Here is an 11588-nt window from a genome sequence, read left to right as displayed (position 1 = left end):
ACCATGTCCACCCTCGCGATCACCGACGCCCACGTCGTCCCCGTCACCGCCGAGCCCTTCCGGGGCACCGTGCTGGTGACGGACGGCACCATCACCGCGCTCGGCCCCGACGTCGAGGTGCCCGCGGGGGCGGAGGTGGTCGACGCCGGCGGCGGCTGGCTGCTGCCCGGCTTCGTCGACGCCCACACCCACCTGGGGGTGCACGAGGAGGGCGAGGGCTGGTCGGGCGACGACACCAACGAGATGACCGACCCGGTGACGGCCCACGTCCGCGCCCTCGACGCCATCTACCCCGGCGACCTCGGCTTCACCGACGCCCTCGGCGGCGGCGTCACCACGGTGTGCGTCAACCCGGGCTCGGGCAACGTCGTCGGCGGCCTCTGCGTCGCGCTGCACACCTCCGGGCGCACCGTCGAGGAGATGGTGCTGCGCTCGCCGGCCGGCCTCAAGGCGGCGCTGGGGGAGAACCCCAAGCGGATCTACGGGGAGCAGAAGCGGACGCCGTCGACCCGGCTCGGGGTCGCCGCGGTGATGCGCAGCGCGTTCGTCGAGGCCGAGAACTACCGGGCGAGGCGGGACCGGGCCGCCGCGGAGGGCAAGCCGTTCGACGGCCGCGACCTCAAGCTGGAGGCGCTGCTGTCGGTGCTCGACCGCGAGATCCCCTGGCGCCAGCACTCCCACCGGGCCGACGACATCGCCACCGCGGTGCGGATCGCCGACGAGTTCGGCTACCAGCTGGTGCTCGACCACGGCACCGAGGCGCACCTGGTGGCCGACCTGCTGGCCGAGCGGGGCATCCCCGTGCTGATCGGCCCGCTGCTGACCAGCCGGTCCAAGGTCGAGCTGCGCAACCGCTCCACCGCCAACCCGGGCCGGCTGGCGCGCGCCGGGGTCGAGATCTCGATCATCACCGACCACCCGGTGATCCCGATCCACTTCCTGGTCCACCAGGCCACCTTCGCCGTCAAGGCGGGGCTCGACCGCGAGACGGCGCTGCGCTCGATCACCATCAACCCCGCCCGGGCCCTCGGCCTGGAGGACCAGATCGGCTCGCTCGAGGTGGGCAAGCTCGGCGACGTGGTGCTGTGGAGCGGGGACCCGCTCGACGTCATGCAGCGGGCGCTGCGGGTGTTCGTCGCCGGCCGCGAGGTCCACACCTGGCAGCCCGAGGACTGAGCCCCGGCCCGGGACGGGCCGGGCCGCGCCTCAGGACGAGCGCGGCCCGCCCCGCAGCAGCAGCTCGGGCAGCGTGATGGCCTGGCGGTCGGCCAGCTCGGCCAGCTGGGTCCGGCAGGAGAACCCGTCGGCCAGCACCACCGCGTCGTCCCCGGCCTCGCGCACGGCAGGCAGCAGGTCGTGCTCGGCCACCTGCACCGACACCTCGTAGTGGCCCTTCTCGACGCCGAAGTTCCCGGCCAGCCCGCAGCAGCCGCCGACCGTGGTGACGTCGGCGCCGGTGGAGGCCAGCAGGGCCGCGTCGGCCTTCCAGCCCAGCACCGAGGCGTGGTGGCAGTGCGGCTGGGCCACCACCGTGGTGCCCGACAGGTCCGGCGGCGTCCAGCCCGGGGTGCGCGCCAGCAGCTCGGCCAGGGTCAGCACGCCGGCCGACACCTCGGGCACCCGCGGGTCGTCGGGCAGCAGCTCGCCCGCGTCGCTGCGCCACACCGCCAGGCAGGACGGCTCGATGCCCACGACCGGGGTGCCGGCGCTGACCACGGGGTGCAGCACGTCGAGGGCGGCACGCAGCTGGCGCCGGGCGCCGTCGAGCTGGCCGGTGCTGATCCAGGTCAGCCCGCAGCAGGCGTCGCGCTCCAGGAAGCGGGGCTCGTAGCCGGCCTGCTCCAGCAGCTCCACCATCGGACCCGCGCCGCTGCCGGCGAACTTGTCGGAGAAGGAGTCCACCCACAGCACCACCGGCCCGTGGGGCGCGCTGCCGCCCGTCCGGGCGACCCGGGCCCGGCCGGCCCGGGTGGCCGAGGTGCGCGCGAAGCGGGGCAGCTGGCGCCGCTGGTCGACGCCCGCGCCCCACTTCAGCAGCGAGCGCAGCCCGGGGGTGGCCATCACGGCGTTGGTGAGCACGGCCAGCCCGGGCACGGTGGTGATCAGCCGTCCCCAGCGGGGCAGCCAGCCCAGCGCGTAGTGGATCCGCGGCCGCAGCCCGCCGCGGTAGGTCTCGTCCAGCACCCTCGCCTTGTAGGCCGCCATGTCGATGCCGGTGGGGCAGTCGCGCCGGCAGCCCTTGCAGGACAGGCACAGGTCGAGGGCCTCGTGGACCTCGGGCGAGCGGAAGCCGCGCTTCACGGTGCTGCCGTTGATCATCTCCTGCAGCACCCGGGCACGGCCGCGGGTCGAGTCCTTCTCCTGCCGCGTGGCCTGGAAGGAGGGGCACATCACCCCGCCGGCCCCGGTGGTGTCGGCGATGCACTTGCCCACGCCGGAGCAGCGGTGCACCTCCGCCGACAGGTGCAGCTCGCGCCCGCGCATCGGCGCGGTCCGCACCAGCGCTGCCCGGACGTCGGCCTCCACCGGGCGGGGGTCGACCAGCACGCCGGGGTTGAGCAGGCCGTCGGGGTCGAAGACCGCCTTGACCTTCCCGAACAGGGCGATCGCCTCGGCGGAGTACATGCTCGGCAGCAGCGCCGAGCGGGCCCGGCCGTCGCCGTGCTCGCCCGACATCGAGCCGCCGAAGGAGGCCACCAGCTCCGCCGCCTCGGTGACGAAGCCGTGGTAGTGCTCGGCCCCGCCCTCGTCGGTCAGCGGGAAGTCGATGCGGACGTGCACGCAGCCGTCGCCGAAGTGGCCGTACGGCATGCCGCGCAGGCCGTGGCGGGTGAGCAGCGCGTCGAAGGCGCGCAGGTAGTCGCCCAGGTGCTCGGGCGGCACGGCGGCGTCCTCCCAGCCGGGGTAGGCGGGACGGCCGAGGCTCACCCCGGCCAGCCCGGCGCCGTCCTCACGGATCTTCCACAGCGCGCCGGCCCGCACCGGGTCGTCGACGACGAGCCCGTCGGTGCAGTGGCTGGCGTCGAGCAGCAGCGCGGCGCGCACGGCCAGGGCCTCGGGGTCGGAGTCGGACAGCTCCACCAGCATCCAGCCCTCGCCCGCCGGCATCGGCGGGACGGCGCTGTCGCCCAGCCGTTGGCGGACGACGTCGACGATGCGGGCGTCCAGCCCCTCGCAGGCGGTCGGGCGGTGCTGCAGGACGGTGGGGGCGTCGTCGGCGGCGTCGGCCATCGAGGGGTAGCCCAGGGCCACCATGGTGCGGTACGGCGGGTCGGCGACCAGGCGGACCGTGGCCTGGGTGATGGTGACCAGCGTGCCCTCGGTGCCGGTGAGGAAGCGGGCCACGTCGAAGCCGTTCTCCGGCAGCAGGTGCTCCAGGCTGTAGCCGGACACCTGGCGGGCGAAGCGGCCGAACTCGGTGCGGATCAGGGCCAGGTTCTGCGCCACCAGGTCGCGCAGCGCGGTGAGGGTGGGGGACTGCTCCACCGGGGTCGCGTCGGGGCCGCCGAGGACCAGCCGCTCGCCGCCGCCGGTGACCACCTCGAGCCCGAGCACGTTGTCGGCGGTCTTGCCGTAGCCCAGCGCACGGGGGCCGCAGGCGTTGTTGCCGATCATCCCGCCCAGGGTGCAGCGGTTGTGGGTGGAGGGGTCGGGTCCGAAGCGCAGCCCGTGGGGGGCCGCGGCCTTCTGCAGCTCCGACTGCACCACCCCGGGCTGCACCACGGCGGTGCGCTGCTCGGGGTCGATGCTCAGCACCTGGTTGAGGTGGCGGGCCACGTCGACGACCAGACCCGGACCCACCGCGTTGCCGGCGCACGAGGTGCCGGCACCGCGCAGGGTGACCGCGACCTTCTTGTCCCGGGCGGCGTCCAGGACCGAGCGCAGCTCGGCCACGGTGCGCGGCCAGGCCACGCCCTGGGGCACCACGCGGTACAGCGAGGCGTCGCTGGAGTAGAGGGAGCGGGACAGCGTGGAGGTGTCGACCACGCCGGTGACGCCCTCCCGGTCCAGCTGCCAGGCGAGACCGCCCAGCTCCCGGTTGACCAGGGCCGAATTCGTCATGGGCTCAGTCTGCCGACTCCCGGCCGACGGACAGGACACGGCCAAAAGCGCGGCCGAGGGCCGCGAAGTCGTCGGGGTCGACCGCCTCGACGAACACCTCCCGCACCGACTCCACGTGGCTGGGTGCGGCAGAGCGGAGCAGCTCGAAACCGGCGTCGGTCAGCTGGGCCCAGACCCCGCGCCGGTCCTCGGGGCAGGACACCCGGGCCACCAGGCCGCGGCGCTCCATCCGCGACACCGTGTGGGTGAGCCGCGAGCGGGACTGGTGCACCGCCTCGGCCAGCTCCGACATCCGCAGCCGCCGGCCCTCGCTCTCCTCGAGGCAGACGAGGATCTCGTACTCGGCCAGGTCGAGCCCGTGCCGGCGCAGGTCCGCGTCCAGGTGCTCCTGGATCCGCGCGACCCCGAGCAGGAAGGTGCGCCAGATCTGCTGCTGCTCGGTGGTCAGCCACCGGGCCTGGACTCGTTCGGACACGCTGATCAGCCTACCCCGAGAAGTTGACAGTTCAACTTCATTGGGTACAGTGGGGTTTGTTGAAACTTCAACCACTCTTCCGAGGAGCTCGACATGACCACCACCCCTGACACCACCAGCCTCGCCACCGGCACCTGGCAGATCGACCCGGCGCACTCCGAGGTCGCCTTCACGGTCCGCCACCTGATGAGCAAGGTCCGCGGCACCTTCGACGAGTTCTCCGGCACCGTCACCACCCAGGGCGAGGACCCCACCGCCGCCAGCGTCACCGCCACGGTGCAGATGGCCTCGGTCAACACCCGCAACGCCCAGCGTGACGGGCACCTGCGCTCGGCCGACCTGTTCGACGCCGACACCAACGCCACCATGACCTTCACCTCGACCTCGATCACCGGCTCCGGCGACCGCTACCAGATCGCCGGCGACCTGACGATCCACGGGGTGACCAAGAGCGTCGTGCTGGACGCGGAGTTCCTCGGGGTCGACGTCGACGCCTACGGCGCCACCCGGCTCGGTGCGGAGGCCACCACGAGCATCTCCCGCAAGGAGTTCGGCATCGACTTCAACGTCCCGCTGGAGGGCGAGAAGCTCCTCATCGGCGACAAGGTCGACATCACCCTGACCATCCAGGCCGTCCGGGCCTGAGTCCGCCCGTCCGACGCCACCCCGCCGGCCCGCGGCCGGCGGGGTAGCGTCGGGGCATGCCCGAAGCCGTCGTCGTCGCCGCCGCCCGCACCCCCATCGGCCGGGCCTTCCGGGGCTCGCTGGCCTCCGTGCGGCCCGACGACCTGGCCGCCGGGGTGGTCCGGGACGCGCTGGCCCAGGTGCCGGCGCTCGACCCCGCCACCCTCGACGACCTCTACCTGGGGTGCGCCGACCCGCGCGACGAGCAGGGCGGCAACATGGCCCGCCGGGTGGCGGTGCTGCTCGGGCTGGACGGCGTGCCGGCCAGCACGGTCAACCGGTTCTGCGCCTCCAGCGTGCAGACCGCGCGGATGGCCTTCCACGCCATCAAGGCCGGTGAGGGGCACGCCTTCGTCTCAGCCGGTGTCGAGAGCGTCTCGCGCTACCGGAACTTCGACGGGGCCGGGATGGACCCCGCTGAGAGCCAGCACCCCGGCTTCGCCGACGCCCAGCGCCGCACCGCGGCCGCCGCGGCCGAGAACCGTCCCTGGACCGACCCCCGGCTGCGCGGGGAGCTGCCCGACGTCTACATCTCGATGGGGCAGACGGCGGAGAACGTCGCCGCCACCTGGGGGGTCAGCCGCGCCGACCAGGACGCCTTCGCCGTCGCCTCCCAGAACCGCGCCGAGGCGGCGGTCGCGAGCGGCTTCTTCGCCCGCGAGATCGCCCCGGTCACCCTCGCCGACGGCACCGTGGTCAGCACCGACGACGGCCCGCGCGCCGGGGTCACGCTGAAGCGGGTCGCCGCCCTGCGTCCCGTCTTCCGCGAGGACGGGACGGTGACGGCCGCCAACTGCTGCCCGCTAAACGACGGGGCGGCGGCCTGCGTGATCATGAGCGACGTCCGCGCCCGCGAGCTCGGGCTCACCCCGCTGGCCCGCATCCTGGCCACCGGGGTGAGCGCCCTGAGCCCGGAGGTGATGGGCATGGGGCCGGTCGAGGCCACCCGGCAGGTGCTGCGGCGGGCGGGGATGACGATCGACGACGTCGACCTGGTCGAGATCAACGAGGCCTTCGCCGCCCAGGTGGTGGCCTCGGCCCGCGAGCTGGGCATCGACCCCGACCGGCTCAACGTGCACGGCGGGGCGATCGCGCTGGGCCACCCCTTCGGCTCCACCGGCGCCCGCATCATGACCACCCTGATCAACGGGCTGCGCGAGCGCGACGCCGAGATCGGGCTGGAGACGATGTGCGTCGGTGGCGGGCAGGGGATGGCCGTCCTGCTGCAGCGGCTCTGAGCGCGCCGGGAGCGGGCGTCCGTGCGGCTCCACCCGCGCGTCCGCGGCCATCACCAGCGCCGACGGGCGCAGCCTGCGTAGAATCTGCTCACACCGCGACGGGGCCGTGGGTCCCGGCGCCACGCAGCCGGCGTGCCGCGCACGGCCCGCGCCCGAGGACAGGACGGACGATGAGCACTCCCCAGAAGGTCGACCTGGAGAACGCGAAGCCCTCGGTGGGGGCGATGTTCCTGGCCCAGGTGGCCCGCAGCGGACCGCGGGAGGCCTTCCGGTTCCGCGACGCCCAGCTCGGCTGGGAGTCGATGACCTGGGCCGAGACCAAGGTGGTCGTCGACGAGCTGGCCGCCGGTCTGCTCGCCCTCGGGCTGCAGCCCGAGGACCGCGTGGCCATCGCCAGCGACACCCGGATCGAGTGGATCCTGGCCGACCTGGCGGTGATGTGCGCCGGCGGCGCCACCACGACCATCTACCCGACCGGCACCGCGCCGGTGGTGGACTACATCATCAACGACTCCGGCTCGCGGATCGTCGTGGTCGAGAACGCCGAGCAGCTGGCCAAGGTGTCCGGGCACGCCGACGACTCGGTCCGGATCGTGCTGATCGAGGGGGAGAGCGACGTCGAGGGCGTCATCACCTGGGAGTCCCTGCGTGAGCGGGGCCGCGCCCTGCTCGCCGAGCGTCCCGAGGCCGTCGAGCAGGCTGTCGCGGCCACCCGCCCGGACTCGCTGGCCACCCTGATCTACACCTCGGGCACCACCGGCCAGCCCAAGGGCGTGCGGCTCAACCACTCGTCCTGGTCCTACATCGGCCGCGGGGTGGTGGCGATCGACCTGCTCCGCGAGGACGACCTGCAGTTCCTCTGGCTGCCGCTGTCCCACGTCTTCGGCAAGTGCCTCATCGCGCTGCAGCTCGAGATCGGCTTCGCCACCGCGGTCGACGGGGTCATCGAGCGGATCGTCGAGGGCCTGGGTGAGGTCAGGCCGACCTTCATGGCCGGCGCCCCGCGCATCTTCGAGAAGGTCCGCGCGCGTGTCCGGCTGGGGGCCTCGCACGGGCTCAAGGCCAAGATCGCCGACTGGGCCTTCGCGGTGGGGGAGCGCTCCATCGAGCCGCGGCTGCGCGGCGAGTCGCTGCGCGGACCGCTCAAGGTGCAGTACGCGCTGGCCGACCGGCTGGTGTTCAGCAAGCTCAAGGAGCGCCTCGGCGGGCGGATGCGCTTCATGGTGTCGGGCTCCAACAAGCTCAACGCCCAGGTGCAGCGCTGGTTCTACGCCGCCGGCCTGGTGGTGATCGAGGGCTACGGCCTCACCGAGACCAGCGCGGTCGCCGCGGTCAACGACCCGCGCACCCCGCGGCTGGGCACGGTCGGCCCGGCGCTGCCCGGCACCACCATCCGCATCGCCGAGGACGGCGAGGTGCTGATCCAGGGCCCAGGCGTGGCCGAGGGCTACCACAACGACCCCGAGCGCAACCGCGAGGCCTTCGTCGACGGCTGGTTCCACACCGGTGACATCGGCGAGCTCGACGCGGACGGCTACCTCAAGATCACCGACCGCAAGAAGGACCTGATCAAGACCTCCGGCGGCAAGTACGTGGCCCCGCAGAAGGTCGAGGGCGCCGTCGTCGCCGCCTGCCCCTACGCCAGCCAGGTCGTGGTCAGCGGCGAGGGCCGCAAGTACATCACCGCGCTGATCGCCCTCGACCCCGACTCGATCACCGGCTGGGCCAGGAGCAACGGCGTCCCCGCCGACGACTACGCGCAGCTGGTCACCTCCGAGCAGGTGCACGCGATGATCCAGACCCACGTCGACCAGGCCAACGCCCAGCTGGAGCGCCACGAGACCATCAAGCGGTTCGCGGTGCTGCCCTCGGAGCTGAGCATCGACGAGGGCGAGGTGACGCCGAGCATGAAGATCCGCCGCCGCGCGATCGCCGAGAAGTACGACGACCTGGTCGCCCGCCTGTACGACGACGAGGACTGAGCCGGCCGCCTGCGGCCGACCGGAGAAGACGTCTTGACCCACCTGTTCCGCTGCCCCCTGCGCTGGGGCGACATGGACGCCCAGGCCCACCTCAACAACGGCGTCTACGTCGACTACCTGCAGGAGGCCCGGGTCGACTTCCTGACCCGCTCCGAGGTCGGTGAGATGCTCGGCGGCGCCGGGCCGGCCGGCCCCGCCGGACGCGGGGTGCTGGTGGTCGGGCACCAGGTCGAGTACCTGCGACCGCTGGCCTGGAGCGCGGAGCCGCTCCAGGTGCGCCTCGACGTGCACGAGGTCGGCGGCGCCCGGTTCAGCATCGGCTACCTGGTCGGGGACCCCGACGAGCCGGCGGTGCGGGCCCGGACCGTCCTCGCCCCCTTCGACCTGCGGGCCGGGCGGGTGCTGCGGCTGACCCCGGAGCAGCGGGCCTTCTTCGCCGCCCGCTGCGTCCCCGCCGAGCCGCTGCGGGCCCTTCCCCGGGTGCGCTTCGCCGACGAGGAGGGGATGGCGGTGCCGCTGCGGGTGCGCTGGTCCGACCTCGACTCCTACGGCCACGTCAACAACGTCCGCTTCTACGACTACGTGCAGGAGGGCCGGCTGCGGCTGCTGTCCGGGCTGGGGGAGCAGGCGGCCGTCCGCGGGCGGACCTGGCTGGTCGTCCGCCAGGACGTCGACTACCGCGCCCAGCTCGGCTACCGGACCGAGCCCTACGAGGTGCGCACCGCCGTGGCCGAGCTCGGCCGCTCGTCGATGACGCTGGCCGCGCGGGTGCAGGACCCGCTGGACGGCACCGTGTTCGCCGAGTCCCGCACCGTGGCGGTGTGCGCGGACGCGCAGGGGCGTCCGGTGCCCGTCCCCGACAGCCTGCGGGCGGCCCTGGAGCCCTGGCGGGTGCACCAGCCGCAGGAGGCGGGACGGTGAGCAGCTGGCAGCAGCGGGTGGACGAGCTGTGGCGCACCGCCGACCTCGCCGACGCCGGGAGCAGCGTGGCGGCGATGCGGAGCCTGGTCGACGAGCTCGACGCCGACGACGCCCGGGGCCCCTTCGAGCTGGGCGGCATGCACGACTCGGTGGGTCAGGAGGCCGAGGCGGCCGTGCAGTACGAGCGGGCGCTCGCCCTCGGGCTCGACGAGGAGCGGACCGCGCAGCTGACCATCCAGTACGCCTCCACGCTGCGCAACCTCGGCCGCGCGGAGGAGGCGGTCGCCCTGCTGCAGCAGATGGCGCCGCACCCGTCGGTCGGTCCGGCCCGGGAGGCGTTCCTGGCCCTCGCGCTGCTGAGCGCCGACCGCGGCGCCGAGGCCGTGCGGGTCGCCCTCGAGGCCCTGGTGCCCCACCTGCCGCGCTACCAGCGCTCCGTCGCCGGCTACGTCGCCGAGCTGGGCTGAGCCGGCGGCGTCAGACCTGCAGCCAGACCGCGGTGTCGGCGGCCAGGGCACCGCTGCTGACGTCGGCGGAGGCGACCAGCACCTGCGCACCGGCGGGCAGCTCGACCGGGGCAGGACCGAAGTTGACCCAGCACTCGAAGCCCTCGCCGCGGCTGAACCGCAGCACCTGGGCGTCGCTGTCCAGCCAGCGCAGCTCGCCGTCGCCGAGTGCCGGGTGGCTGCGGCGGACCGCCAGCGCGGTGCGGTACAGCTCGAGGTGGCTGCCCTCGCTGCCGTCCTGGGCCTCGGCGGTCAGCGGGCCCCAGCCCTCGGGCTGCGGCAGCCACGGACGACCCGTGCCGAACCCGTAGGGCGGGGTGTCGCCACGCCAGGGCATCGGCACCCGGCAGCCGTCGCGGCCGCGGACGGTGTGGCCGGAGCGCAGCCAGGTGGGGTCCTGCAGGGCCTCCTCGGGCAGGTCCTCCACCTCCTCCAGGCCCAGCTCGTCGCCCTGGTAGACGTAGGCACCGCCGGGCAGCGCCAGCTCGAGCAGGGCGGCGGCCCGGGCGCGGCGACGGCCGAGCTCCAGGTCGACGGGCAGGCCCACGTAGTCGTTCCAGGTGATGCCCACGTCGTCGGGGTGGACGCCGTCGCGGGTGAAGCGCATCCCGGTGCGCGGCTTGCCGTAGCGGGTGGCCACCCGGGGCACGTCGTGGTTGGCCAGCACCCAGGTGGGCGGGGCACCCACCTCGGCGTGCGCGGCGATGGTGAGGTCGATGACGTTGCGCTGCGACTCCGCGCTCCACTCGCACAGCAGCGCGTCGAAGTTGAAGGTGGTCTGCAGGTTGCCCGGCCGCACGTACTGCACCAGCCGGGTCGCCGGGGTCAGGTAGGCCTCGGAGACGAAGATCCGGGTGCCCTGCCCGCGGGCGGCGTACTCGTCGGCGACCGCCCGCCAGGCGGCGTGGATCTCACCGATGTCGGGCCGGTCGAAGATCGGCGAGCCGACGTACTTCTGCCTGGTCACCTCGCCGGTGCGCGGGTCGATCGGCATGTCGGGGAAGGACTGGTCGACCTTCATGGAGTCGGCCACGTCGACGCGGAAGCCGTCCACCCCGCGGTCGAACCAGAACCGGATGACGCCCTCGAAGAAGTCGAGCACGGCCCGGTTGTCCCAGTTCCAGTCCGGCTGCTCGGGGGCGAACAGGTGCAGGTACCACTGCCCGGGCGTGCCGTCCGGCTCGGTCACGCGCTCCCAGGCGCTGCCGCCGAACATGGCCACCCAGTTGGTCGGCGGCTCCGAGCCGTCGGGGCCGCGGCCGTCGCGGAAGACGAACAGGTCGCGCTCCGGCGAGCCGGGACCGGCGGCCAGCGCGGCCTGGAACATCGGGTGCTGGTCGGAGCAGTGGTTGGGCACCAGGTCGATCAGCACCCGCATGCCGCGGCGGTGCGCCTCGGCGAGGAAGGCGTCGGCCTCGGCCAGCGTGCCGAAGTCGGGGTGGATGTCGGTGTAGTCGGCGACGTCGTAGCCGCCGTCGGCCAGCGGCGAGGGGTACCAGGGGGAGACCCAGATCGCGTCCACGCCCAGCCGCTGCAGGTAGGGCAGCCGCTCGATCATGCCGGCCACGTCACCGGTGCCGTCGGAGTTCGCGTCGGCGAAGGAGCGGGGGTACACCTGGTACACCACGGCGCTGCGCCACCACGTGGGGTCGTCGACGAGGGCGTCGGAGGTGGCGGTGGTCGGCTGGTCGGTCGTCACGGGAGACCAGTCTGCGTCGCC

The 11588-nt window shown here is 73.7% G+C and carries 9 protein-coding genes; 6 read left to right on the top strand and 3 right to left on the bottom strand.

The genetic code is table 11. The annotated features are described in order from the left end of the window. The first annotated feature begins 3 nt into the window (after nucleotides 1-3). On the top strand, nucleotides 4-1176 hold the full coding sequence (locus GC722_RS16910) for an amidohydrolase (RefSeq protein ID WP_156611913.1): 1173 nt from the start codon (nucleotides 4-6) through the stop codon (nucleotides 1174-1176). A gap of 30 nt (nucleotides 1177-1206) precedes the next feature. Here GC722_RS16910 and GC722_RS16905 read toward each other — a convergent pair whose 3' ends face one another. Both GC722_RS16905 and GC722_RS16900 read right to left on the bottom strand, forming a co-directional pair. Next, the gene (locus GC722_RS16905) at nucleotides 1207-4062 is read right to left on the bottom strand and encodes an FAD-binding and (Fe-S)-binding domain-containing protein (protein ID WP_156611912.1); all 2856 of its coding nucleotides are present in this window, start codon (nucleotides 4060-4062) and stop codon (nucleotides 1207-1209) included. 4 nt (nucleotides 4063-4066) lie between these two features. Then, nucleotides 4067-4537: a MarR family winged helix-turn-helix transcriptional regulator gene (locus tag GC722_RS16900; RefSeq protein ID WP_331715000.1), complete on the bottom strand. Its 471-nt coding sequence runs from the start codon at nucleotides 4535-4537 to the stop codon at nucleotides 4067-4069. Nucleotides 4538-4630: 93 nt separating this feature from the next. Between GC722_RS16900 and GC722_RS16895 the strand changes: the two genes are divergently transcribed. The 5 genes from GC722_RS16895 (at nucleotide 4631) to GC722_RS16875 (ending at nucleotide 9829) form a co-directional block, all read left to right on the top strand. After that, the gene (locus tag GC722_RS16895; protein WP_156611911.1) at nucleotides 4631-5182 is read left to right on the top strand and encodes a YceI family protein; all 552 of its coding nucleotides are present in this window, start codon (nucleotides 4631-4633) and stop codon (nucleotides 5180-5182) included. A 56-nt stretch (nucleotides 5183-5238) separates the two neighbouring features. After that, nucleotides 5239-6459 (top strand): acetyl-CoA C-acetyltransferase, encoded by a 1221-nt coding sequence (locus GC722_RS16890; protein ID WP_156611910.1) that lies wholly within the window; start codon nucleotides 5239-5241, stop codon nucleotides 6457-6459. A gap of 170 nt (nucleotides 6460-6629) precedes the next feature. Next, nucleotides 6630-8441, top strand: a complete 1812-nt coding sequence (locus GC722_RS16885; protein ID WP_156611909.1) for an AMP-dependent synthetase/ligase — start codon at nucleotides 6630-6632, stop codon at nucleotides 8439-8441. A gap of 33 nt (nucleotides 8442-8474) precedes the next feature. Continuing rightward, nucleotides 8475-9362 (top strand): acyl-CoA thioesterase, encoded by an 888-nt coding sequence (locus GC722_RS16880; protein WP_156611908.1) that lies wholly within the window; start codon nucleotides 8475-8477, stop codon nucleotides 9360-9362. After that, nucleotides 9359-9829 carry a tetratricopeptide repeat protein gene (locus GC722_RS16875; RefSeq protein WP_197430241.1) on the top strand — a complete coding sequence of 157 codons (471 nt, stop codon included), beginning with the start codon at nucleotides 9359-9361 and terminating at the stop codon, nucleotides 9827-9829. The genes GC722_RS16880 and GC722_RS16875 overlap by 4 nt, the downstream gene beginning before the upstream one ends. A 10-nt stretch (nucleotides 9830-9839) precedes the next feature. Here the strand turns inward: GC722_RS16875 and GC722_RS16870 are convergent, their stop codons facing one another. Next, entirely contained in the window at nucleotides 9840-11567 is a 1728-nt protein-coding gene (locus GC722_RS16870) for a glycoside hydrolase family 13 protein (protein ID WP_331714999.1), read from the bottom strand. Between the last annotated feature and the right edge of the window lie 21 nt (nucleotides 11568-11588).

It is taken from the genome of Auraticoccus cholistanensis (assembly GCF_009742705.1).
Classification (GTDB): domain Bacteria; phylum Actinomycetota; class Actinomycetes; order Propionibacteriales; family Propionibacteriaceae; genus Auraticoccus; species Auraticoccus cholistanensis.
The sequence above is the reverse complement of the archived record's forward strand: the minus strand, read 5'-3'. Positions and strand labels throughout refer to the sequence as shown.